The organism is Streptomyces sp. NPDC043427 (genome assembly GCF_056436655.1).
Window position 1 is genome coordinate 77,079 of sequence record NZ_JBWKCC010000009.1, and the last position, 23,178, is coordinate 100,256.

General features: G+C 69.1%; 22 protein-coding genes and 7 pseudogenes. 15 read left to right on the top strand and 14 right to left on the bottom strand.

The window, feature by feature from the left end; all coding sequences use genetic code 11:
* Positions 1-144 precede the first annotated feature (144 nt).
* A complete protein-coding gene (locus tag AC067M_RS17375; RefSeq protein WP_478698007.1) occupies positions 145-738 on the bottom strand; it encodes an isochorismatase family protein in 594 nt (197 codons plus the stop codon).
* Between the two features lie 566 nt (positions 739-1,304).
* Between AC067M_RS17375 and AC067M_RS17380 the strand changes: the two genes are divergently transcribed.
* Entirely contained in the window at positions 1,305-1,625 is a 321-nt protein-coding gene (locus AC067M_RS17380) for a peptidase inhibitor family I36 protein (protein ID WP_478697846.1), read from the top strand.
* A 443-nt stretch (positions 1,626-2,068) separates the two neighbouring features.
* Here AC067M_RS17380 and AC067M_RS17385 read toward each other — a convergent pair whose 3' ends face one another.
* The 6 genes and pseudogenes from AC067M_RS17385 to aztB all read right to left on the bottom strand — a co-directional run bounded on the left by AC067M_RS17385 (position 2,069) and on the right by aztB (position 7,212).
* A complete protein-coding gene (locus AC067M_RS17385; RefSeq protein WP_478697847.1) occupies positions 2,069-2,191 on the bottom strand; it encodes a hypothetical protein in 123 nt (40 codons plus the stop codon).
* Positions 2,192-2,413: 222 nt separating this feature from the next.
* Positions 2,414-2,536: pseudogene (locus AC067M_RS17390) on the bottom strand (exonuclease SbcCD subunit D); the annotation flags it as partial.
* A gap of 295 nt (positions 2,537-2,831) precedes the next feature.
* Positions 2,832-4,031 carry a zinc metallochaperone AztD gene (aztD, locus tag AC067M_RS17395; protein ID WP_478697848.1) on the bottom strand — a complete coding sequence of 400 codons (1,200 nt, stop codon included), beginning with the start codon at positions 4,029-4,031 and terminating at the stop codon, positions 2,832-2,834.
* A gap of 92 nt (positions 4,032-4,123) precedes the next feature.
* Complete coding sequence (aztC, locus tag AC067M_RS17400) at positions 4,124-5,083, bottom strand: zinc ABC transporter substrate-binding protein AztC (protein WP_478697849.1); 960 nt, start codon at positions 5,081-5,083, stop codon at positions 4,124-4,126.
* A complete protein-coding gene (locus AC067M_RS17405; RefSeq protein ID WP_478697850.1) occupies positions 5,080-6,291 on the bottom strand; it encodes a hypothetical protein in 1,212 nt (403 codons plus the stop codon). The genes aztC and AC067M_RS17405 overlap by 4 nt, the downstream gene beginning before the upstream one ends.
* A gap of 63 nt (positions 6,292-6,354) precedes the next feature.
* Positions 6,355-7,212: a zinc ABC transporter permease AztB gene (gene aztB / locus AC067M_RS17410; RefSeq protein WP_478697851.1), complete on the bottom strand. Its 858-nt coding sequence runs from the start codon at positions 7,210-7,212 to the stop codon at positions 6,355-6,357.
* A 15-nt stretch (positions 7,213-7,227) separates the two neighbouring features.
* On the opposite strand from aztB, the gene aztA reads away from it, so the two are divergent.
* On the top strand, positions 7,228-7,968 hold the full coding sequence (aztA, locus tag AC067M_RS17415; protein WP_478697852.1) for a zinc ABC transporter ATP-binding protein AztA: 741 nt from the start codon (positions 7,228-7,230) through the stop codon (positions 7,966-7,968).
* A gap of 168 nt (positions 7,969-8,136) precedes the next feature.
* Here the strand turns inward: aztA and AC067M_RS17420 are convergent.
* Positions 8,137-8,473: pseudogene (locus AC067M_RS17420) on the bottom strand (FAD-dependent monooxygenase); the annotation flags it as partial.
* A 299-nt stretch (positions 8,474-8,772) separates the two neighbouring features.
* Between AC067M_RS17420 and AC067M_RS17425 the strand changes: the two are divergent.
* The 3 genes and pseudogenes from AC067M_RS17425 to AC067M_RS17435 all read left to right on the top strand — a co-directional run.
* On the top strand, positions 8,773-9,180 hold the full coding sequence (locus AC067M_RS17425; protein ID WP_478697853.1) for a hypothetical protein: 408 nt from the start codon (positions 8,773-8,775) through the stop codon (positions 9,178-9,180).
* Positions 9,153-9,320 carry a hypothetical protein gene (locus AC067M_RS17430; protein ID WP_478697854.1) on the top strand — a complete coding sequence of 56 codons (168 nt, stop codon included), beginning with the start codon at positions 9,153-9,155 and terminating at the stop codon, positions 9,318-9,320. The genes AC067M_RS17425 and AC067M_RS17430 overlap by 28 nt, the downstream gene beginning before the upstream one ends.
* 57 nt (positions 9,321-9,377) lie before the next feature.
* Positions 9,378-9,652, top strand: a pseudogene (locus AC067M_RS17435) (glutamate--cysteine ligase); the annotation flags it as partial.
* A 19-nt stretch (positions 9,653-9,671) separates the two neighbouring features.
* Here AC067M_RS17435 and AC067M_RS17440 read toward each other — a convergent pair.
* The 4 genes from AC067M_RS17440 to AC067M_RS17455 all read right to left on the bottom strand — a co-directional run bounded on the left by AC067M_RS17440 (position 9,672) and on the right by AC067M_RS17455 (position 13,484).
* Complete coding sequence (locus tag AC067M_RS17440) at positions 9,672-10,814, bottom strand: Gfo/Idh/MocA family protein (RefSeq protein WP_478697855.1); 1,143 nt, start codon at positions 10,812-10,814, stop codon at positions 9,672-9,674.
* Positions 10,784-11,494 carry a ThuA domain-containing protein gene (locus AC067M_RS17445; protein WP_478697856.1) on the bottom strand — a complete coding sequence of 237 codons (711 nt, stop codon included), beginning with the start codon at positions 11,492-11,494 and terminating at the stop codon, positions 10,784-10,786. Before AC067M_RS17445 ends, AC067M_RS17440 begins: the two co-directional genes overlap by 31 nt.
* 51 nt (positions 11,495-11,545) lie before the next feature.
* Positions 11,546-12,406, bottom strand: coding sequence for a class I SAM-dependent methyltransferase (locus AC067M_RS17450; RefSeq protein WP_478697857.1), 861 nt, complete (start codon positions 12,404-12,406; stop codon positions 11,546-11,548).
* A 211-nt stretch (positions 12,407-12,617) separates the two neighbouring features.
* A complete protein-coding gene (locus AC067M_RS17455) occupies positions 12,618-13,484 on the bottom strand; it encodes a helix-turn-helix transcriptional regulator (RefSeq protein WP_478697858.1) in 867 nt (288 codons plus the stop codon).
* Positions 13,485-13,598: 114 nt separating this feature from the next.
* Here AC067M_RS17455 and AC067M_RS17460 point away from each other — a divergent pair, with 114 nt between their 5' ends.
* The 3 genes and pseudogenes from AC067M_RS17460 (at position 13,599) to AC067M_RS17470 (ending at position 15,295) form a co-directional block, all read left to right on the top strand.
* Positions 13,599-14,297 (top strand): SDR family NAD(P)-dependent oxidoreductase, encoded by a 699-nt coding sequence (locus AC067M_RS17460; protein WP_478697859.1) that lies wholly within the window; start codon positions 13,599-13,601, stop codon positions 14,295-14,297.
* 146 nt (positions 14,298-14,443) lie between these two features.
* Positions 14,444-14,937: pseudogene (locus AC067M_RS17465) on the top strand (transposase); the annotation flags it as partial.
* A 37-nt stretch (positions 14,938-14,974) separates the two neighbouring features.
* Positions 14,975-15,295 carry a hypothetical protein gene (locus tag AC067M_RS17470; RefSeq protein ID WP_478697860.1) on the top strand — a complete coding sequence of 107 codons (321 nt, stop codon included), beginning with the start codon at positions 14,975-14,977 and terminating at the stop codon, positions 15,293-15,295.
* Between the two features lie 843 nt (positions 15,296-16,138).
* Here the strand turns inward: AC067M_RS17470 and AC067M_RS17475 are convergent.
* Positions 16,139-16,506: pseudogene (locus AC067M_RS17475) on the bottom strand (IS630 family transposase); the annotation flags it as partial.
* Between the two features lie 34 nt (positions 16,507-16,540).
* Between AC067M_RS17475 and AC067M_RS17480 the strand changes: the two are divergent.
* The 6 genes and pseudogenes from AC067M_RS17480 to AC067M_RS17505 form a co-directional block, all read left to right on the top strand.
* Complete coding sequence (locus AC067M_RS17480) at positions 16,541-16,762, top strand: aldehyde dehydrogenase family protein (RefSeq protein ID WP_478697861.1); 222 nt, start codon at positions 16,541-16,543, stop codon at positions 16,760-16,762.
* Between the two features lie 42 nt (positions 16,763-16,804).
* Positions 16,805-17,575 (top strand): phosphotransferase enzyme family protein, encoded by a 771-nt coding sequence (locus AC067M_RS17485; RefSeq protein WP_478697862.1) that lies wholly within the window; start codon positions 16,805-16,807, stop codon positions 17,573-17,575.
* A gap of 1,161 nt (positions 17,576-18,736) precedes the next feature.
* Positions 18,737-19,072, top strand: coding sequence for a hypothetical protein (locus tag AC067M_RS17490; protein WP_478697863.1), 336 nt, complete (start codon positions 18,737-18,739; stop codon positions 19,070-19,072).
* Between the two features lie 36 nt (positions 19,073-19,108).
* Positions 19,109-19,360 carry a hypothetical protein gene (locus tag AC067M_RS17495; RefSeq protein WP_478697864.1) on the top strand — a complete coding sequence of 84 codons (252 nt, stop codon included), beginning with the start codon at positions 19,109-19,111 and terminating at the stop codon, positions 19,358-19,360.
* Positions 19,361-19,436: 76 nt separating this feature from the next.
* Positions 19,437-21,374 (top strand): hypothetical protein, encoded by a 1,938-nt coding sequence (locus AC067M_RS17500; RefSeq protein ID WP_478697865.1) that lies wholly within the window; start codon positions 19,437-19,439, stop codon positions 21,372-21,374.
* A 35-nt stretch (positions 21,375-21,409) separates the two neighbouring features.
* Positions 21,410-21,780 (top strand): annotated as a pseudogene (locus AC067M_RS17505) (alpha/beta hydrolase); the annotation flags it as partial.
* A 10-nt stretch (positions 21,781-21,790) separates the two neighbouring features.
* Here the strand turns inward: AC067M_RS17505 and AC067M_RS17510 are convergent.
* Positions 21,791-21,916 carry a hypothetical protein gene (locus AC067M_RS17510; RefSeq protein WP_478697866.1) on the bottom strand — a complete coding sequence of 42 codons (126 nt, stop codon included), beginning with the start codon at positions 21,914-21,916 and terminating at the stop codon, positions 21,791-21,793.
* A gap of 625 nt (positions 21,917-22,541) precedes the next feature.
* Between AC067M_RS17510 and AC067M_RS17515 the strand changes: the two are divergent.
* Positions 22,542-22,874: pseudogene (locus AC067M_RS17515) on the top strand (MBL fold metallo-hydrolase); the annotation flags it as partial.
* Positions 22,875-23,178 lie beyond the last annotated feature (304 nt).

The following is a 23,178-nucleotide window of genomic DNA, read 5'->3' on the forward strand; positions in this document are numbered from 1 at the left end:
CGAAGGGGCTACGGCCCACGGCACCTTCGCCGGCCCGTAGTTGAGGGACGTCCGGGACGCGAACGGGTCCGCGCGGGTTCAGCGCGCTTCAGCACGCATCGTGCTCAACCTCTGACGGATGATCCCGGAACACCGGTGCCACGACTATTTCGGTACCGGTGGTTTGCCGCAAACCGCAATGCCGGCCCGGCGGAAGTCGTTCAGGGCGGCAGCCGTCGTGTCCGGGGCCACCCCGACCGAGTAGTCGAGGCGTACGCGCGTACGAAAGCCTGCCGCGACGGCATCCAGGGCGGTCGCACGCACACAGTGGTCCGTCGCGATGCCCACCACATCGACCTTCTCGACTTTGCGGGCGCGCAGCCAGTCCGCCAGCAAGGTTCCCTCCGCGTCCGCGCCTTCGAAACCGCTCTTGGAGGCGCTGTGGGCGCCCTTGAAGAAAACGGCGTGCACCTTGCCGTCCATGACGACCGGTGCGAAGTGGGGGTGGAAGTCGGCTCCTTCGTCTCCTGCCACGCAGTGCACGGGGAAGCTGTCATGGAAGTCCGGGGTCTGGGAGAAATGGCTGCCCGGATCGATGTGATGATCCCGGGTGGCCACCACGTACTGGTACTCACGCCCCGCGCTCCGCTCGACCAGGTCCGCGATCGCCGAGGCGATCCGCGCCCCTCCCTCAACGGGAACGCTGCCCCCTTCGCAGAAGTCGTTCTGCACATCGACCACAACCAAGCCCCGGCTCATCACGACCACCTCTCAGCACGGTGGAACACAGGAAAGAACCACTGCGGCCATCCCTTCCGATGCTGGGCGGTCACAGTAGGAAGCGCCCGACCAGCTACGCCGAACGGGTGGCCTCAAGCCGGGCAGCACTGGGCACTGGTCCGGCAACCGGGACGGGGCGATCTGCGCCCCGTCCTCAACGGCGTCCTGTCCCCCGCCCGGCACAGGGATCCCGCGGAGTCCACATCTCTGTTGGACGTACGGTTCGGAGGAAACACGAGGCCGCGATGAGTGAGCGGGTACAGGACGGCTAGAACTTTTCCGGGGGTACAGCATCGGTGCTCTGGACGCGGGCGGTCAGCACCCTGCGCAGGATGCTGTCGGGCGTGCGTGCCATGCGCAGCAGCGCTCACAGGTGCTCCGGCCCGCCGCCCTGCGAGGGCCGGGCCTTCCACCGATCGGCTTCATTCTCCTTACCCACTTCCGGATTGCCGCCTGGCCGACATGCGCTTTGGGCTGCTTTCCACTGAGATGGGAAGCGGCACCGCCTGTCGTCAGGCCGGCGGGCCGGAAGAAGGGAACGGGTTATGACGACTCAAGGAACAAGGCTGCCTGCCGGCGTGGTCGTGATCGAGGGCAGCGAGTGCCCTCCGGCGACGTTGGGGCTGTGGAAGCACTACGGGCGCAAGGGCCCCGCCTACGGCATCGGCGCCGGGTACACGGTGTCCCTCGGTGAACTGCCAGCGGACGGCGGCAGCATGACGAAGAACGTGTCCTCATGGGTCAACAAGACCCAAAGCGACGCGAAGCTGGTCAGCAGCAAGGGCACCCGAATCCTCAAGGCCGGCGAGTCCCTGGAAGAGCCCGCCGACCACAACGACACCGTCGAACGGGTCGAGTGGGCCTAAAGAGGTCGCGCAGACAGGCGCGGTGGTGGGCCTCGGCAGCAAGGCAGGCACGGGTCTTAGTGATCATGAAGTTGCGACGGTATGTGATCACCAGGGGACCTGTGCTTGTGCTGTCATCGAGGAGTCCAGGCTGACCGGTCGACCTCACCACCTGAGACGCGTCCCGGGCGCGTCACCGTGAGGCGTCATGCGTAAAGCCAAAGGCGAACACCGCGTTCCTGCCCGATTGGCCGGTGCGCACCCGGTGCGCCTCACCATCGGGTAGTGCGCACCCTGGGGACGGCGGTGGTGCGCACCACCGCCGGGCGGTGCGCCGCGCCGCGCGCACCGTGCGCCGCGCCGCTCATCGCGGTGCGCGCGCCGTCGTCTCGCTGCACCGCAGGCACCGACCCGAAGTGGGCAACCGCGCCGGTGAGGGCATTGCTGGTCCTGACGAACTGCGGTCATACGCCCGCGGCCAGCCTGAGCATCCTGAACACAGCGCACACCAGCCCCGCGACCAGCAGCTGTGCGGTGAACATGTCTTCGATCGCCTTGAGCACGAGGTCGGGACGTTCTGCCGGCACCTCGTGGGAGGTCCCTTGGCGGTGACGAGCGTTCGGTTGGGCTCCTCCTGGGCGAATGAAGCGGCGGCGTCACGCCGGCGCTGGGCGTCCTCTGGAGACCCGTCGAACGGGGTCCTCTCCGAAACCATGACCGTTGCCGGCACCGAGCCCGGCCACGTCACCTTGTGGAATGCCTGGTGCGCTGCGGCGAAGCCGTCCGCGGTGGAGACGAGCTGGCGGTTCTCCGGCTTCTCGGGGAGGAAGGCCGCCGACGGTGATGTCCCGCTCGCTGTCGCTGGCCTCGCCGCCGGTGACGAAAGCGTGGGCGAGGACGACGGAGCGGGTGCCACGCGCGCGGTCATGGAGCGTGGTGTCCTCAAACGCTGCACGGTCCTGTGGGTGAAGTACCGTGGCGGACCCGTCTCAAGTGGTCGGGGCGATCAGCGACTTCGGGACCGAGCACGGCATTTCGCACCGCGTCTCCTGCCGTGCCCTGGCAGGTCACCGTCCCGGCGCTCACCACACGACCGCTTCGCCGGCCGGCAGGCTCTCGAAGTCGGCCCCGCAACGAACAACCTCGGCGAGGCGGCGGCGCGCCGACACCCCAGGCCGTCGTAGGCCGTCGGCCCGGGTGTGGAGCGGCCTCGCCGAGGTCGGACGATCAGTGGCCGGCGACGACGCCGGACAGTTCGTTCGTGGTCTTCGGCAGGGTCACGGACCTGACCTTCTTGCCCGATTCGATGTCGATCGCGTGCAGCTTGCGCTTGCCCGGTTCGGAGACGTACGCGGTGTGGTCGCGGACGAAGAGGGTGGGGCGGGGCTGCTGCCAGTCCAGCGGCTCCTGCCACTTGTCCACGACGGGGATCTTCTTGTCCACCTTGCCCGTTTCCGGGTCGATGACGTGGAGGGTGCCGTTGGTGCCCAGGAGGAGTGCCTCGCCATTGGGTCCGCGGCCGAGTGAGCGGAAGGAGTAGCTGGTGCCCAGGTCGACGAGGCGCAGTTTCCCGGTCTCGGTGTTGATGAGGGAGATGCGGGTCGGCCGCTCCAGTTCGGCATCCGGGTCGGTCTTGTAGTCGCCCAGGAGGATGGGCGATGCGTCGCTGCCACTCTGGTTACCGATGCGGCCGTAGTCGTCGAGGGCGTCGACCTTGGTGAACTTGCCGTCCTTGTAGATCAGGATGCCGTCCTCGCAGCCGATCCCGATGGCCTCGCCCTTGGCCGCGGCCTCGCCGTGGACGCCGGGGCACTTCTCGTTGCGCTTGATCTCCTTGTTGTTCTTGTCCAGGACGAGGGCGCCGGTGCGCTTCTCCTCGGTGCCGAGGGTGCTGAGGAGTTCGCCGTTGCTCAGTTCGATGGCGACGCCGTGGTGCGGCTCGGCGGAGGTGTAGGTGCGGCCTTGCGGCTTCTCGCCGCCCGAGAGGTCTTCGGGATCGAAGACGTTGACCTCGCCGGTGCCGTCGGTGAACAGCACTGTCTTGCCGGCGTGCCGTACGACGTGGCCGGGCTTGGCGCCCTTGTACTCGGTGCCGGTGAAGGTCTGTTCGGTGGCGTTCAGAACGCGGAATCCGGAGTCGGTGGAGACGATGACGTGGGAGTCGTCTCCGGCGGGGTTGAGGCGGTTGAAGCCGGGCAGCTCGATCGTGTCGGCCACCTTCAGGCTCTCGCCGTCCAGAACGTACAGGCCGCCGTCGAACGTGGCGACCAGCGGGTCCTTGACCTCTACGGCCTTGGTGCCCGGCGCGTTCTTGGCCTTCGTGTCGGACGAGGAAGTGGTCTCCCCTCCGCAGGCGGTCAGGACCGCGGAGACCGCCAGAGCCAGCGCCGTGCCCGTGAGGGCTCTGGTGTGTATCGACTTGTTCACCGGGGTGTTCCTTTCTGTGCCGCGCGGGTGCGGCATGGGTGTGGGTGTGCTTGAGCGGCCGGTCGGCCGGTGTCCACGTCGGGCGCGCTGGTTCAGGCGCCGGTCAGGCCGTCCGTCATGGCGGTGGTGTTGGCGCGCATCATCTGCAGGTAGGTGCCGGCGCCCTTGCCCTTCTCGGTCAGCGATTCGGAGTAGAGCTCGACGACGCGTACTTGTCCGCCCATCTCCGTACGCAGCACCTCGGCCAGCCGCTTGGGCTGGGAGGAGTCCGCGAACACGGTTTGTACGCCTGCCTTGCGCATCGCCTGGGTGAGTGAGCGCAGGTCGGAGGAACTGGGCGAGGCCAGCGTCGTACCGCTCGGGATGACCGCGCCTACCACCCGGAAGTCGAAGCGTTCGGCGAGGTAGCCGAAGACGTGGTGGTTGGTCACCAACGCGCGCCGCTGTTCGGGTATGCGGTCGAAGGACTTCTCCATCCAGGTGGCGAGGTCGGCGAGTTGGTCGTCGTAGCGGTCGGCGTTGTCGCGGATGGCCGTCTCGTCGACGCCGTCCACGTGCTCGACCACCTGGTCGGCGATCAGGCCGGCGGCCTTGCGTACGCGGTCGGGGTCGGTCCAGAAGTGCGGGTCGGGCTGCCCGGCCTCCTCCTCGGGTCCGCCGTCGTCGTGGGCCTGGAAGGTGAGCGGGTCCACCGCCTTGCCGGCCTCGAAGGTGGCCACCCCTGCCTCGCGGGCAGCCTCCACGTGCCGCAGTACGTTCTCCTCCAGCCCCAGCCCGTTGAAGATCACCAGATCGGCCCGCTCCAACTCAGCGGCCTGCACGGCCGACAGACCGAAGGAATGCGGGTCGGCGTTCGGCTTCATCAGCACCGTCACCTCGGCCGCGCCGCCGACGATCTCCTGGGTGATGTCGCCCAGGATGTTGGTCGTCACGACCACCCGGGGCTGGTCGCCGCTGCTCGTACAGGCGGTGCCGGCACCGGCCAGGGCGAGGATGAGCAGGACCGGCAGGAAGGTGCGCAGCGGCCGCGACCCTCGCGTCCGTCTCGTCATCGTCCGGTCTCCACCATCAGGGCCGGCTCGATGTCCAGGTCGAAGGTGCGCGCGATGCGCAGGTTGTCGTTGTAGTCGATCTCGAACACGCGCTTGCCTCGGGGGTCGTTGAGGTAGGCGCGGCTGCGGTCGACCTCGATGACGGGCGCCGGGCTCTGGTCGGTGGCGGCCTCGGGTGCGCCCGTCACCAGCGGCTTTGTCTTCGAAAGTTGCTTGCCGGTGGAGATGTCGTAGCCGTGCAGCGATCCGTCGGACTGGAGCACGATCAAGGCAGAACCCTCGCCTGCCGTGTTGGCCGCGACGACGGGACCGGTCTTCACCCGTGTCCATGTGCGCTCGGTGACGTCCAGAACCCACACGGCCCGCTCCCCGGCCGAAGCCGTGAGCGTGTCGCTGCCGGGCCGGTACCGGAAGGCCGTGGCGCGATCGGTGTCGAGTACGTCGTCGCCGTACGGGATTTTCCGGGCTGTGAACGCGCCGTCGGTCTCACGGACGAGCAGGGCACCGTCGGCGCAGCCCAGGACGGCTCCGCGCCGGGTGACGGCATCGCCCCGCGGGTCCTCGCACGCCGCGTCCGGCGACGCGACGCGCTTGCCCTCGCGGTCGTACACCGCGAGCTGCGCGGCGTCCTGTCCGTTGTCGGTGAGGCTGAGCAGGTGCTCCGCGTACGGCACGACAACGCCCGCCTGTGTACCGGGAAGCGTGCGGGGCGAGCCGACCTTGCCCTTCTCCAGTTCGGCCCGACGGTAGATTCTGGCGCGGCCGTCCTCGTCGGTCACCGTGGTCACGGCAGCGTCGCTGCGGACGCGAGTGCCGGGCCCTCCGGGCAGCCGGCCCACGTCACGTATGGCCGCGCGGTAGTAGTGGACGTGGTCGCCGTGATCCACCGTCCAGGCGCCGCTGTCGAGGACGTGCGTGCCGCCTGAGGTATGGAAGTAGCCGAACCGACCGTCCGTGGTGAGTCCGGTGGTGCCCGTCCTCCGGGACGCCTCCTGCGCCTTTCCGGTGATCAGATCGAGTACCCGGGTGTCTCCGGTCCCCGGGTCGTTGAGCAGCAGCCGCGACTGCTGCTCCGCCTTCTCCTGTGCCCCCTCGACGTACCCGTGCGGAGCGGAGGCCGAGGCGCCGGGCTTCGGAGCGGACGCGTCGTCGTTCTGACCGGCGCAGCTCGTTGTGAACACGGAGACGGCCACGAGCGCGGCAGCCACCCAAGGAATGACGTTACTTCGGACGCTACTTCGGACGAGCAAAGGGATCGCCTCAGGTTCTTTTCAGTCGGTTGCCGCGGCGTGCACGCCGACGAAGCGCGCACGGCGGTGGTCGCGGAGACCGGATGCCAGGTGGGAGAGGAAGAACAGGGCCACCGCGAGGGCCGAGACGGTCGCGCCGGCCGCGGTGCTCAGATGCCAGGACAACAGCAGACCGCCGAAGGTGGCGGTGATGCCGAGCAGCGCCGCGAGGGCCATGACGCCCCGCACACTGCGCGCCCAGGGCAACGCGGCCGCCGGCGGAGCGATGAGCAGGCCCAGCACCAGCAGCGTCCCCACGATGTGGAAGGAGGCGACGATGGCCAGCGCCAGCAGGCCGAGCAGCACGGCGTGAGCGAGGCGGGGACGCAGGCCGAGCGTTCGAGCCTTGCGCGGGTCGAAGGCCAAGGCGAGGAAAGCCCGGTGGCCGAGGACCGAGACGACCAGTGCCAGCAGCAGCGCCCCGCCGAGCAGCACCAGGTCCTGCTCACGGACGGCGAGGACGTCACCGAAGAGGAACCCGGTCAGGTCGACCGCGAAGGACTGCGAGCGCGACACGATGATGACGCCGAGGGACAGCATCCCCACGAAAAGCAGGCCGATACCGGTGTCCTGGGACAGCCTCGGGGTGCGGCCGAGGGCGGTCACACCGGCGGTCATGACGACCGCGCTCAGCACCGCCCCGACCAGCAGGTTGCCACCGAGCAGCGCGGCGAGCGCGACTCCTGGCAGCAGCCCGTGGGACATGGCGTCACCCAGGAAGGCCATCCCCCTGAGCACTACCCAGGTACCGGCCAGTGCGCAGATCACCGACACCAACATCCCGCCCCACAGGGACCGTTGCACAAAGGTCACCTCGAAGGGACCCGTCAACCACTCCATGCGATGGACATTACAATGAAAATCATGTTCAAGAAATCCCCCTCTTTCGCCCAAGCCGAGGGCGAAACGTCCCGCGTCCGCTTCACCGAGCTCTCCGCCGGCTACCCGGGCCGTCCCGTCCTCCATCAACTGGACGCGGACATACCGGCGTTGGCCACCACCGCGCTCGTCGGCCCGAACGGAAGCGGGAAGTCCACCCTGCTCGGAGTCCTGGCCGGAGTGATCCAACCCACATCAGGCGAGCTCCACCACCATGGCGACCGGCCACCGGCGTTCGTCCCGCAGCGCGGCGCCGTCGGGGACGCACTGCCGCTGACGGTCAGGCAGACGGTGGAAATGGGGCGCTGGGGCGAACGCGGACCGTGGCGCAGACTGACCCGACAGGACCGCATCACCGTGGACCAGGCCATGGAGAGGCTCGGTATCAGCGACCTCGCCACCCGCCAACTCGGAGAGCTGTCCGGCGGACAGAGGCAACGCGCCCTGATCGCCCAAGGACTCGCCCAGGAATCGGACCTGCTCCTCCTTGACGAACCGACCACGGGACTCGACCCCGAGGCGAGGGGCTGGATCAGCGCGCTGCTGACCGAGCTGGTCGCTGACGGAGTGACCGTCGTCCACGCCACCCACGACCTCGAAGCCGCACGCTCCGCGGACGCCTGCCTCCTCCTCCGCAACGGCCACCTGGCAGGACAGGGGCACCCCGAACAACTCCTCACCGCATCAACGCTCGCCCGCATCTGGCAACCGACGTGAGGCGACCGCCAACGGCCTGTCTCGTGGAGACGGTACTCATGTGCCGCTGCCGCAGGTCCGGCCCGGCTCAGGGCTCTCACACGTCGATGGGCCCACGATCCGCGCCGCCCGGCCCGTCGGCGCCCCGATCTACGTGATCCTGGACAACCTGTCCGCACGCAAGGCGCCGACATCCGTCGCTGGGCGAAGAAGAACAAGGTCGAGTTGTGCTTCACCCCGGCCTACGTGGCCTCCGCCCGTGCCGTCGTCGGCTTGGTCGAGCCGGACGGTCCCATCCCGGTCGAGGACCCGCACTGCCTGGCGACCTTCCAGAACGATGGCGTGAACTCGTCCATCACCCTGGCCGCCTTGAGTGTGAGCTGCCCGTTGTTGTCGTGGATGCCGGCCAATCCGCCTCGTAGACCGTGACCGGGATTCCGCGAACGTGCAGGACGCGGGTCAGCGTGAGTTCGCCGCATCCGGCGCCGATGATCGTGACTGGGGTGTGAGGTGGCTCCTTCGGGATCGGGGCCGCCCGGTGAGCTCCGGCCGGCCGTCTCTGTGGGGACGGCTTGTACGAGTCGCCGCAGGACAGGCCGAGCAGGTAGAGCAGCGGGAGCACCTCGGCGACCTCGGAGGACGTGCGCGGCACCGTGGCGGCAGGATCGCCGGGGAGAATCCCTGCTCCTGGCACGTCGCATCGGAGCCCCCCGCTGCGTGCAGCTTGTCGACGACCTTCTCCCCCGCTTCCAGCATTACCAGAAGGCCCAGGGCGTTCCAAAACTCCTCGAGCTCGCTGCCGCATAGCAGGAACGGGCGAATCCGATGACCACCGACGCTGGGCTCCCCTCGGTCAGAGACTCCCTCCAGCTCGTGGACCTGGCGGAAGGCGAGGGCAGTCCGCCGGTGGACGAACTCGCCGAAGCCGCCGCCGACCACTACCACCTCAACTACAGCAAGCACCCCGTCCCGGTGCTCTTCAGGGAGGTCTGCGCAGCCCGCACCCTGCTGGCCGGGCTGCTATCTCCCGGCACGGACGGCACCGGGCTGCACCGCGAGGTCGGCCGGCTCTCAGGGCTGCTGGGCAACCTGGCCTTCCACCTCGACGACCCGGCCGGCGCACACACCACCTGGGCACCGCCGTGTCGTACGCCAACCGGTGCGGGGATACGGCGCTGGCGGCGTGGGCCTACGGGGCGCAGAGCATGGTGGCCCGCCACACCGGCAACCTGACCGCCGCGCTCGCGTACGCCGAGCGCGGCGCGGCCGCGGTTCCCGCCGGCCTGGTCCAGCTCCCCGCCTGGGCTCTGCTGCCCACCCTCGCCCAGCAGGGCCGCGACCTGAGGCGGCCGCCGCCCTCGAGGAGGCACTGACCGGGCTCGAAGCCGACCCGGCCAGGCCAGGCCCCGGGGCGTTTTGGCGTCGACGAGCCTGTTACGGAACTGGTGTTGCGGCGTCTGCTGCCGCTGGCCCACCGGGGTCTGGAGCTGACCGGTATGGCGCGGAGTGGCGAGAACCCCTGCTGGGCATCGTCGAGCAGCGCTGTGTCACCACCCGCAACGGCGCCCTGTGGCAGGCGGAGAGGGTCCATCATCTGGAGAAGACCGGCGTCTCCGACCGGCGTGAGGCGCTGCGGCAGATGACCGCCACATACATGGACTACATGCACATGAACGCGCCCGCGCACACCTGGCCCGTGGACTGACCGCCGCGGCATCGCCGGGTCACGCGGGGCTGGGCGCGGCCCGGCCGCCCCACTCCTCGGCGCCGCCACCCCAGTCCTCGGCGGCCGTCAGCGGTACGCAGGCGGGCGGCTGCGCCGACGTCGTCAACTCGATGCGCCGTCCCTCGGCCGACGAACGCAGGAGCGCGGTCATCGTCTCCATTACGTGCAGGGCGAGTTCGCCGCTCGCGCGCGGTGCCCGCTGCCCGTCGGCGGCGATGAAGTCGAGCAGGCCCACTCCCCGTGCGCCGTCGACGTAGCCCGCGGACGGAGGGAGCGTGCGCCACTGTGTGTCGCCGAGTCCGAAGAGCCGTACGTCGCCGTCGAAGCGGTTCGGATCGGGGACGGCGAGGGTTCCCACCTCGCCGTGGACCTCGATCGGGGACGCCGTGGTGGCCACCCCGTCGAAGCTCGTCGTGATCGTCGTCAGCGTTCCGTCCACGTGCTCCAGCACACCGGAGACATGACTGTCCACCTCCACCGGTATCCGCTCTCCCGTGCGCGGGCCGGAACCGATGACCCGCTCGGCGCGCAGCCGGCTGGACGCCCCCGTCACGGCCCGCACCGGGCCCAGCAGATGGACAAGGGAGGCGAGGTAGTACGGCCCCATGTCCAGCAGGGGGCCGCCACCCTCGGTGTAGTAGAAGTCGGGGTACGGGTGCCAGCGTTCGTGGCCCGGGGTGATCATTACGGCCGAGGCGAACAGGGGGCGTCCGATGCTCCCGGCGGCCAGGGCCGCCCGCGCCGTCTGCACTCCGGTGCCCAGCACGGTGTCCGGCGCGCACCCCACTCCGACTCCCGCCCGCGCGGCGGCCGCCATGACGGTGTGGGCGTCGGCGAGCGTGGCGGCGAGCGGCTTCTCCCCGTAGACGTTCTTGCCGTGGCCGATGGCCCCGAGGGCGATTTCGGCGTGCGCCCCGGGGGTGGTGAGGTTCAGCACCGTGTCCACGTTCGGGCTGCTCAGCAGCTCCTCGACGGTCAGCGCCCGGACGCCGGGCAGTCCGGCGGCGACCGTTGCCGACCGGGAGGCGTCGAGGTCGGCAACCGCGGTCACGCGCACGGCGGGATGACCGGCCAGCGTGTCCAGGTACGCGCGGGAGATGACTCCGAGCCCTACGACGCCGACGCGGTGCGCGTCGCCCACAGCATGCCCCTCTCGATGATGGTGCGGACGTTGGGGTTCTCCAGCACGTCGAGGCTGTGCCCCGGCGTCGTCACCACGATCCGACCGGCCCCCCACCGGCGGGTCCAGACCGCCGGTGAGGTGACCGGCCGGTGCCAGGGCTCCCACGGCCGGGTGGGATGCGTGGTGGTGGCCAGGACGTCGATGAGGTCGTCGTGGAGCACCCAGTACTGCTCGGTGTGCAGCTCGAAGTCCTCGATGCCCGCGGTGACGGGGTGCTCGCGGCCGGCTTCGGTGACGGCGATGGTATGCGGCAGGAAGTTGTCCTCCGGCCCGCCCCGGCGCTCGCACGGTTCCCTGCCCGGGTGCGTGGCGAACTGCCCACCCACCAGGTGGAGATAGTCGGAGGAGGCGCGGAACGAGTCGGCGATGCCGCCGTGCCAGCCGGTGAACCCGGTGCCGGCCACGACCGCGGAGGTCAGCCCCGCGAGCTGCTCGCGCGTGATCTCCGACATCGTGACGCACTGCACGATCAGGTCGGTGCCGGCCATCTCGGCGGCGTCGGCGTAGACGTCGGTCGACTCCTCGACCCGGACGGCGTATCCGTTGCTCCGCAGGAAGGGCAGGAACAGTTCCGTCGCCTCGGCCGGCTGGTGCCCCTCCCAGCCGCCGCGGACCACCAGGGCTTTCTTCAGCGTCATCGTGATCTCACTATGCGCCGGGCGCCCGCGCTCACGAAAGAGGGCCGGGCCTCACGAAAATTTCGCTGACGAGGCTCGGGCGCCGACCGTCCAACAGGCCGCGGTGAAGCGGACTTCCGTGCCGTGCACGAAGGGCTCGAAGGCGGGACGGACCGTCTCGACGACCCGTCCGCGGGTCTGCTCGTCCACCTCGGGCAGGTACATGCCCACCGGACCGAGCCGGGTGAAGTAACGGACCAGCTCCTTCTCGGGCAGGGTGCAGACCACGTCGACCGGCCGGATGTCGATCCCGGCCCAGCCGCTCTCCGCCAGGATGCGCCGGACCTTGTCCGCGTCCGCGAAGGCGAACTGTCCCGGCTCGTCCGGCCGGCGGACGGGCAGGTCCGGGAGGAGCGGTGACGCGGCGCGCTGGGCCGTGGTCATGAACGGGTTCTCGGCCGGATCACGCCAGACGACGCACCGCAGCACGCCCTCGTCCCTGACAGCGCGCCGGAGGTTGGCGAAGGCCCGGACGGGATCGGGGAAGAACATGACACCGAACCGCGAGATGACGGCGTCGACGGCGCCGGGTTCAAAGGCGGGGTCCTGTGCGTCGGCGCAGATGAACGACGCCGGTACGTCCTCCTGTTCGGCGTACTCCCGGGCCGTGCTGATCATCGGTTCGGAGATGTCGACGCCGACACAGCGACCCTCCGGACCGAGCCGTCGCGCCACGGCCAGCGTGAGGCCGCCCGTACCGCAGCCGACCTCGAGCACATGCCGAGCCTGTTCGGCGGCGACGGCATCGACGAGGAGCTCCTCGATGGGCCTGAACATCTCGTCCAGTACTCCCCTCAGCTCGCCCCACGCGTGACCGGCGGGTCCTTTCCAGCGGGCTGCCTGCTCGTCGTCGGCCCTGCGCGCAGAGTCCATGACTTTCTCTCCTTCTAGGGCGCGTATCGAGTTGTGATCGTCGGTGGTCCGGTGTGAGGTCTTCGATCCAGATCATTGAGGAACACAGCGATGCCCAGGCATTGAGCTTGTTGATCAGGCGCTCGACAGTGTTCCTCTCCTTGTAGAGGTTGGTGTCGTGATTCGGCGCTCGCCACGCACAAGCGGCCGGTCGATCGACACGTAGGTCGGATCAGTTGCGTGTGGTGGCCGGTGGGCCGGCGATGGCGGTGAGCCGAAGCTTGGTTTCGTCCTCGCTGCCGGGTACGGCGGTCATGATGACGATCTTGAGCTCGGAGTCGCCGTCGGTCAGGACGTCGCAGTCCACCGTGACCGGGCCCACCGACGGGTGGTCGATGGTCTTGTGGTCCTCGCGGTGCGCGGCCACCTCTCCGGTCGTCCACAGCTCGGCGAACCTCCTGTTGCCCGCGTTCAGATCCATGATCAGCGCGGCCAGGCGGCTGTCCTGGGGGAAGCGGCCGGTGGCGCGGCGCAGGTCTGAGACGACGGCTGCGTCGGTGGCGTCGCGGTCCGTCTCGGCCACTGGCCACAGCGCGAGGCGGGCGGGCCCGGCGTCTACTGGGAACCTGTCGCGGGCGAAGTTGCGCAGCCGCGGCGGCGATGCGGAGGGATCGCCCAGCAGGCCGGCCCATCCGCTGTTCCACCACACCAGTTGCCAGTCCGCCGCAAACACGGCAACCGCCACGTCACCGAGGCGGGCGAGCACCCGTTGCACGCCGGGCGGGAGATGGTAAGCGATCGTGCCGTCCACCGGCGGTACGAGCTGGGCCAGCCGGTAAAGGTGGTCCCGCTCGGCGGTGGACAGCTGCAGGGCGCGCGCCAGGGACGCCACCACCGACGCGGAGGGTGTCGTGGCCCGCCCCTGCTCCAGGCGCACGACGTAGTCGACCGATACCCCGGCCAGGTCAGCCAGTTCCTCGCGGCGCAGCCCGGCAGCCCGGCGCCCGCGGGCCACCGGCAGCCCGGCGGCCGACGGGGGCAGCCGTTCCCGCCATGTGCGGATCGTCACGCCCAGTCCGGTTCCGGGTATCGCCGACATGACCTCCATCCTCCTGCATCCCCGGTCGTGCATGGGGGCCCGAGGGTGGTACTGGTCTTCCTACCGTCGGAGCGTCCCTGGTCCGCCTCCCTCGTCGGGATCAGCATCGAGCGCATGACGATCACCTTCATCACCGGAGCCAACAAGGGTCTCGGCCGCGAGACCGCCCGCCGCCTGATCGAGTGTGGCCACACCGTGCTCGTCGGAGCGCGCAATCGCGAGCAGGGCGAGGGAGCCGCCGCTGCGCTCGGCGCACGCTACGTCCCCATCGACGTGACCGACGACGCGTCCGTGGCCGCCGCGGCCGCGAACGTCGCCGAACACGAGGGCAGGATCGACGTCCTGATCAACAATGCCGGTGTGCTCGGCCCCGTCGGCGACCCCAGCGACCTCACCGCCGCCGACGCCCGCGACGTCCTCGACGTCAACGTCATCGGCGTCATCCGCACCACCACCGCGTTCTTGCCGTTGCTGCGCCGCTCGGACGACCCTGTGATCGTCAACGTCAGCAGCGGCATGGGCTCCCTCGCCCTCACTCACGACCCCGACCGACCCGAGTCGCACGTCGTCGCGCCGCTGTACACCTCCTCCAAGGCGGCGCTGACGATGTTGACCACGCAGTACGCCAAGGGACTCAAGGGCATCCGCGTCAACGCCGCCGACCCCGGCTACACCGCGACCGACCTCAACGGTCACAGCGGCCCCCAAACCGTCACCGAAGGCACGGACGCGATCGTCCACCTCGCCACCGAGGAGCCCGGCGCCGGCAGCGGACGCTTCGTCTCCCGCCAGGGCGAAATCGCCTGGTCCTGACACCGGCCGCGCTGGATCAGCTATTTCTGGCGCGGAGGACATCGCGAAGACGTTGCAGTGTCCGGGGTGCTCCAGCGTGCAGTTCGCATCGTGATCGATCTGCGGTTCGCTCTCGCGGCGGGGCCCGGACCGGTAGATCTTCTTGCGTGACACGAGCACAACTGACGGACGAGGAGTGGAAGTTCACCGGGCCGTACCTGCCGATCGGCAGGTATGGCCCGTATCCAGAGCAGCTTCGGCAGCAGTTCGAGGGCGTGATCCGGCGGTTCAAGACGGGCGGGCAATGGCGGGAGATGCCAGCGGAGTTCGGGGCTTGGCCCACTGTCCATAACCGCTTCCGGCGGTGGCGGGACGCCGGTGTCTTCGAGGCCCTGCTGGAGGGTCTGATCGCACAAGCCGCTGAGCGGGACGAGGTGGACTTGTCCCTGATCAGCGTGGACTCCACCACCGCCCGCGCCCACCACGACGCCGCCGGGATGCACCTTGATGACGACGTTCTCAGCGCCCTGGAGAAGGCCGCCGCCGAGGAGGAGAAGGCCCGGCGAAAGGGGGTGTGCAGGAAGGACAAGCCGGGCACGCCGCCGACACCGACCCCACTCGGGAGGAACGGCGCCGCATCCGGCGCCGACACAGGCGCCGTCGGACACCCAGCGACACCCACCCCAAGGAGCACCACCATGCCCGATCCTGATCTTCCCTCCTCCCACGCACAGCAGCCGCATTGGTCAAACCGAGCCGTCGCCTGGGTCCGACGCCGTCGAGGTGCCCTCCTCTCCAGCGCCCTGCGCGGTGCCTCCTGCGCCGCTGGCACCGGAGCCGTAGGCATTGCTTTCTGGTGGCTGCGCCAGCAACGCTGCCCCCTTCAGTGGACCGGCCGCACCGCCCCCCTCTCCAACGCGGCCAGTGCCACGTTCGCCGGTCTGCTGTCCCTGGCCACCAGCAGGCGCCCATGGACGGGCTGGACGTTCTCCGCCGGGTGGGTGACGAAGGAGACCTGAACGCCACCCTGGGCAGGCCCTACCAGGAGGGATACGACCTCTTCGCTTGATCGCTTGGTCACTCCGGAAGAGCCGCACCCCGCCCCGATTGATTCCACAGAATGCGGGTGTGGCACGCGATGTGACTGCAGCGCATCGACCGCAAGATCGCGGCCCCGCAGAGGCGCCGGGCCGAGGAAGAGCACGGCCGGCGCAGCCGGCCGAAGCCGCCGGAATGGATCAGCGAACTCGGCATCGGCGCCCGGCGCCCAGCCGTCCAGGTCCACGCCGGCACCGTCGCGTTGGCCGCACATATCAGTGAATCGCCGCACCCACGGCACCGCAGCGGGCCCGAAGTCGTCGTCCGAGGTCGTACTCAGCCGCATCCGGCACCCCGCCCCTGGCCATGCGGTCACCGTACGAGCAACCGGTATTGCCGAGCCAGGCTCAAAAGCGCCCCGCATCCGACGTTGACCCCGGCGCGAACCTGACCGGTATGGGCGGCGAGAATCCACACCACAACCACCACGACCAAAGAGGACCCATGAACAGACCGGCCCCGCGCTGCGCCACGGCCATGTATGCGATATCCGCAACCTCTGCCGCCATAGGCGCCCTGCTGTGGGTTCGCGGCCAGACCAGCGCGCCTCCAAGGTTTTACGGAGATTACCTGGCGGCCGACAGCTACACCCCGTCGGCCTGGCGGGTGTGGTCACCGGCAGTGCCCGAACAACGTCTTGGCCTGTACCTCATCGCGGCCGGGCTGGCGCTGGCTGTGGCGGTGCGCCTGTTCTCCGTACGGCGCGGCTGAGCAGCGCCAGGATCAGGACGACGAGCGCGGGCAGCGCGCGGTTCGGTGCCGACGATGCGGCGCAACAGCAGGTCCAGCCCGGCCAGGGGGTGACTCGACGCCGAACTGGTGGCGTACGACCTCGGCGATCCCCGCCAACGGTCCAGCACTGGTCAGTGCCAGCCGGAGGCAGCCGGTGCCGTCATCCAACACCGCCCGCACCACGCGCGATTCACCCGCCTTGAGCTTGCAGCGGGCGCTGCTCGGGCCTTGAAGGCCCGAAGGCTCTCGGCCAACGCCCGCCGCCGGCGGTTCACCGACATCCGCGGCACCCTGTACCGCCGGGCCACCTCACGGTCACTGGCCCCCGCGTCAATCAGATCAGCGGCCGCCGACCGGACCCGCTCACGCCGCACCGCTCCTCAGCCGTCAGCCCCACCATCGGGCTACGTCATTCCTGCGGCGGGCCCCCGGCTGTGCCGGACGACACCGAGGATCAGGCCGCCGAGCGCGCCAACGCCACCGAGTTCGGCCTCGCCGCATCCATCTGGACACGCGACTCCGACCGCCCGCTGCGCGTCGGCCGCGGGATCAAGACGGGCACGGTATGGACCAACACCTGGTCGACCCCACAGCGTTCCTTGTCCTCGGCGTTGTGGTCGTCCGTCGCCGACCGAGCCACATTCGGGCTGGGTTGATCGAGGTGCCGCGCCTTCAGGCGGCTGGGTAACGTGAACCGCGTGTCGAGTGAGGAAGTGATGCAGGACGGTGCCCATCGTCGGGTGGTGCGGATCGGTGACACTGTCCGCAGGCCCGTCCAGCCGTGGACACCCACCGTCCATGCGTTGCTGCGGCACCTGGCGGAGGTTGGCTTTGCCTATGCGCCGCAGCCGCTGGGAATCGACGACGAGGGGCGTGAGGTCCTTACCTACATCGAGGGTGACTCCGGTCCTGCGAGCTGGGTCAACGTCGTGGACGACCAAGGTCTGAGGAACTTCGCCCGGCTGTTGCGCGACTACCACGACGCCTGCAGGAGCTTTTCACCTCCGCCGGGCGCGAGCTGGTCCACGGACGCAGGCAGTCCAGGCGACGACGAGGTCATCTGCCATGGGGACTTCGGTCCCTGGAACGTCGTCTGGCAGGGTAACCAGCCGATGGGAATCATCGACTGGGACTTCGCCCGCCCGGCACCACGCATGCAGGACGTGGCCTACGCCCTGGAGTACGTTGCCCCGTTCCGCAACGATGCAGATTGCCTGCGCTGGCTGCAGTACCCGGCGCCGCCCGACCGCCGTTCGCGGCTGGAGGACTTCTGCAGCGCGTACGGCCTCGACTCGGCCGCGGGGATCGTCGACGCCGTCATCACCAGACAGCAAGAAAACGCCGACCTCGTGCGCCGGCTGGCTGAGCAGGGGCACGAGCCCCAGGCCACCTGGGCTGCCGATGGGTTCCTGACCGAACTCGACAACAGGATCGACTGGAGCAAGGCGCACCGGCATCTGGTCGAGTAACCAATTCGCCTGTCGCCCGGCCTTCTGGCGGCCAGCGCGCGGCGAACCTGACCGTCAGCACGGTGTCATATCTGCCCCTCCATGAGGAGCTACTCCCGCCCGCTGCGCCGGTGAAGTCCCTGCTCGTATTCCCAGCACAGGGTGTCGGCAAGGAAGCCGGTGCGGGAGTGGTGGCGCAGGCCCGCGGCCGTGGCGGCAGATCCGTCGTGCGCCGCCCAGCCCCTCCCATCCTCCCGGTTCGACCATCCACATGGGCAGTGAGTCGGGGCCCATGTACTGGGCCACTCGGTGCGCGAGGAACTGCTGGGACGCGACGGGGATGACCGGCCCGGCGTGTCCCCCGACGCTCCGGGACAGCTCGATCCACTCGGCGAAGGGCACAGTCGGGCCAACCGCGTTGGGGGTGCCTGTGGTTCGGCGTTCCGCAGCGTCAAGGGGGCGTCGCCAGGTCGCGTACGTCGATGGTCTGCGTCGGGACTTGCAGGGTGTCGGGGACGAGCAGCGGCGCCTGGGGGCGGAAGGTGAATTCGCAAAAATCAACGTGCTTACGCAATGTGGTGCGAGTGAGGAAGTCAGCGCTTCTTGCACGTCTGCCTGCGGTGTACGGCGATCTGATGGCGTCTTGGCTGAATCGGTTGCACCGTCGACAAAACAGGTTCTATACGAGTTGGCCCTTATCTGCCTGCGAGGCAGTAGCGGTCAGACCGGCATTTGCGCAAGCGTCCGGCGGCCGTTCAGGACGGTGCGGGTGAGGTCGAGTGCCCCGAGTGCGGGGACCGGTGGATCACCGGCGTCGACCGGCGCTCGACGGCCTTGCACTGCTCGACGTACTGCTCGATGTACTGCTCGACGCGGTGCGAGGTGAAGGCATTTCCAGCACAGGCTGCGCGATATCCCCACCATGCCTAGGATGGAACAGCGGCACCACGAAGCCGCCGACTGCACGAATCGATCAACAATCTCGTTACCGCTTTCGACGCGTGCCGGGTCGGTGATGAGCACATCGGGTCGCGATCACGTATGGCCCGGATATTGCAGCCGTTGATCCCGTGCTGGCTCGATTCCCCGCTCCCTGTCGAGGCAGAGCGTATCGCTGTGACATTGATCGGGAGTGGTTCATGAATGCGAAACCCCGACGTGCCGAAGGCGGGCGGAGGAACCATGAAAGAGTCGCTGCAGAACCTCGCTGACAAGCTCGCGAAGAACCGGTCGTTGCGGCCGGGAAACATCGTGCTCCATCTGTCCGGAGAGGGCGGCGGAACCTACGTTCTGGAGTGCGGGGCGAACGAGGTCAACGTTTCGGAGAACGTAGCGGCCGGCGTGGGCAGGCCCACCCTGGTCGAAGTAATGGGCGACGCCGCAGTCATCCGTGCCGTTCTCGACGGAGAGGCCGACGCACGGGAGCAGTTCCTCTCCGGCGGCATCCGGGTCCGCGGCGACCTGCGTTACTTCAGTGACGGCGCCCTCGAACTGGGATTGCTGGACAGGCCGCTCTGACAGCCATTCCGTCATCCACCGAAGGGGTTCCCTGCCATGGCTACGACGACCGGACCGGTACAACGACTGTCCATCCTGTCGCAGACCACCGCCTGCGTCTGGATAGGTCCCACACCGGACAACTCCGAAGTGCTGGCTGTCAGTAATGACGGGTCAGCGGCCGATGCCGCGTACGCGGCCAACCTCGTCCAGTCGCTCGCCGCGGCGGCGACCAACTATCGCGTGGTTGCGGCCGGGCACGGCGACAGCGACGCGAAGATCACCTCGGTCGAGATCGACCCTGTGTGACGGACGAAGGGCGCGTGTTGTCATGGCTGTAACACAAGGTTACGTTCAGCGGTTGTCGTCCATGCAGGGAAGCCTGATGGCATGCCTGTGGGTCGGACCCGACCCTGCGGCGAACGAGTTGCTGACCATCCAGTCCAGCGCGGACGAGTCCGAGGCCGTCCGCACCGCCAAGCGCCTCATGATCCAGGTCATGGCGAACGCGCTCGTCACCGGGCGCGCGGTCGAGGCCACCCACCCCGACGACTCGGCCGAGGTGGTCAGCGTTGACCTCTCCGCCGGAAACACCAGCACCCACCCGTTGCAGATGGACGCCCTGGAGGTCACCCAGGGGGTGCAGGACCTCGGCCATTCCGTACCGCTGGTGGCCGATAAGCGGACCGTGGTGAGGGCGTATCTGAGCTACTACGGCAGCGCGCCCGTCACGGTCAGGGCCCAGCTGTCGGTGCGGGGGCCGTCGGCCGCGCCGGTGGTCGTTCCCTCCGCCAACACGGTGACCCTCAATCCCGCCGATGCGGGTAACCTCACCCGCGCCCGTGACGACGCCAACCGCAGTCTCAACTTCGTGCTGCCGGCCGCCGCCACCGCTGCCGGTCAGCTCACGGTCTGGCTGTCCGGTGTGACCGACAGCGTGACCGGAAACCCGATCGCGCTCGGCGGCGAACGCCGCCCCACGGTGACTTTCCAGCCCGGCCCCCCACTGCGTGTGCGGATCGTCCGTTTCACCTACCAGCAGGGCACACCGTCGGTTACCTATGCTCCGCGCAACATCGACTTCGACCTGCTCGTGTCCTGGCTCGGCCGGGCCTATCCGGTGGCCCAGGTGCTGAACTCGCAGGCCGTGGTGGCCGCCACGGCGACAGTGCCGTTCGTCTCCAGCGACATCAACGCGCAGCTGGCTGCGATCCGCACCCAGGATGTCAACGCCGGCACCGACGCGCGCACCCACTACTACGGCATGGTCAGCGACGCCGGCTTCTTCATGCGAGGCAGTGCGGCGAGCGTCCCCGACACCAGTCCCGACCCGGCCGTCGTGGCCTGCGGTCCTACGGGAGTACCCAGTGGGACCTTCAGCTGGGACGTGGACGGGTCGTACGGAGACTGGTACGGGGGCCACGAACTGGGGCACACGTTGGGGAGGCTGCATCCGGGATTCTGCGGGGAGACCACGAACGACCTCAACAACTACCCCTTCCCCGCCGGGCAGCTGTCCAACACCGATGCGGGATTCGCGGGCTTCGACGTCGGCGATCCGGCCAACACGCTTCCCATGACCGCCATGCCCGGCACCCAGTGGCATGACGTCATGACCTACTGCCCCCGGGAGTGGCTGTCCATCTACACCTACGAGGGGATCCGGCGCCGACTCGTGGCCGAGAACGCCCTGCCGTCGTTCGCCGACGGTGGCGGCGGCCCTGCGCCCGGACAGACCGTGGTCAACGTCATCAGCACGGTCAACCTGACGCAAGGCCAGGGGAAGATCGCGTTCGTCAACCCGGCTCCGAACGTGTCACCGACCACTCCCGTACCGGACAGCCCCGTGACGCTGCGGTTCACCACCGCGGGCGGCGCCGTGGTGGAAGAACACTCCGCACCGGTGAAACTCGACTCCGAACTCGCCCCCGACGAGGACCGAGTCGGCATCGTGGACGCGACGGTCACCGTCGGCCGGGAGGTGTCCGTGGTCGAACTGGTCGTCGGCGGAGCCGTGGTGGACACCTTCCGTGCCGGGGCGGCACCGCCGGTCACACGTGCCGTGCGCACCGAGCTGGTCGACCGCCAGAGGCTGAGGGTCGCAGCCGATCTCGAGCGGCCCGCCGAGGAGGGCCACACGTTCACCGTCCAGATCAGTAGCGACCAGGGCCGGACCTGGCAGACGGTCGGTGTGGGGCTCAAGACGCCGTCCGTCACACTGGACCCGAGCCAGCTCGACTCCGGTCGAGAGCTGTTGGTACGTGTCATCGCGACCAACGGCTTCACCGCCGTGGTGGGACCCAGCGAGCCGTTCGGGGTCTGATCCTCGCCAGTCCGGTGGCCGTCGGCCGACGGCCACCGGACTGGCGGGCCCCCCTGGACGCCCTCCTTTCGCCGCCCGAGATCGGCGGCCCGGTCGGGTACGAAGAAGGAGTGATCTCCATCGGCATCCTGCTGGCGGTGGTCGAGCCGCGCATCTCCGCCGCCGGTTTCTTCGCCGGGAATTTCGTGCCCGCCGCCATGTTTCGAGCAGGCCCGCCAGGTCACCATTCCGCTGCGTCCTGCTGCAGTGGGACGACGAAGGGAACGACCGGCACTCGGCCCTGGACCCGTTCGACGCCTTCGGCTCCAAGAAGAAGACCCTGCACGCCAATCTCGGCGGGCACACCGGCGTCCCGCAGTTCGAGCTCGACGCCAGGGCTCGGTTCTTCGCCCGGCACCAGAAGTGAGGCCGGGCCGTCAGGTCGGCAGCAGACGGTAGCTGATGTCGGTCGTGCACCGCTCATCGAGGACCAGGCCCCAGCCCTCCTCGATGGCGGCAGCCAGCAGATGCACAACCGCCCCGATCGCGGCGGTACCGGCCATCGGCGGTACCGGCCGGTCTGGCTGGGGCGGCGTTCAGCGGCCCCACCAAGGCGACTCCAACTAACCCAAGCGGGAGGGGCGTTCGCGAGACCACCGAGCGCGAGGTCGAAGAGCCGGGCTCGCCGGTCGGCTCGAGCGCCGTCTCGTAGCGCCGGGTCTGGAGTCCGGCGAGCATCGTCTCCACGGCCCGCTCCTTGAGCAGGTCCTCGGATGCGAACAGCTCCCAGGTGCGGAGCTCCGCCTCCTCGCCCGCGGTCGTCCGGGCCCTGGGCCGCCGGGCCTTGACTTGCGCCCCCGAGCACCACCTTGGCCTGCCGGGCGCCGTGGCGCTTCGCGCCTCGCTCCGGGTCGTGCGCGCCCTTCGGGCTGCAGAGGCGAATCAGCTCCTCCTCGATCAGCTCGTCCATGACACGAAGGCGGCGTTCGGGACCACCTCCTGGCCGGGGTCGCCTTGATGCAAGATCCGGGCTGACTCGCCCTGCGGACGGCCGATCAGCGGATGACCTGAACGTCGGCGACACCGCCTTTCCCCTCAAGCACAACATCGCGCCCAGCGGGCGCTGAAAGCGATGAATTTGGCTGCGGATCGCAATCTCAGCACTGCAACCAACCGACGGGAGTGGAGATGGGCAAGCTGAATCAGGTGGCCGACGGCGTCTGGGTCCGGCAGAGCGAGTGGGTCTGGACCAATTCCATCGCGGTGCGCGGGGAGGACGGGTTGATCCTGATCGATCCCGGCGTCGATGGCTCCGAGTTGAACCAACTCGCCGATGACGTGGACCGGCTCGGCATTCCGGTGGTCGCCGGGTTCTCCACCCATCCCCACTGGGACCACCTGCTCTGGCATCCCCGGTTCGGCGACGTGCCGCGCTACGCCACCCCCGCCGCAGCCCACGTTGCGAGTCAAGCCCGAGAGCGGGCGCAGGCGATGGCAGCGGAGAGCGCGTCCGGCATCCCTCTCGACCTGGTCGCGCTAGTCACCTCGCTGCCCGCGGACGGCGGACCGGTGCCGGGCGAGGCCGGCGCAGCGCCGGAACCAGCGCGGCCAGCACCACCACCGCGGGCATGCCGAGCATGGTGGTCGCTTACACCCAGGAGTCGATCGCCGGCGCGACGCCCACCGTGCCGAGGTCAGCGCCCTGGAAGACCTGGTGCAGCAGCGGCCGGGCCACCACGGCGCCCAGGGCCGTGCCCGCGCCCGGCCTTGCGGCTGTCGTCCTTGCGCGTCTTGTTCACCGTGCGGTGCAGCGGGTCGGGTCCTT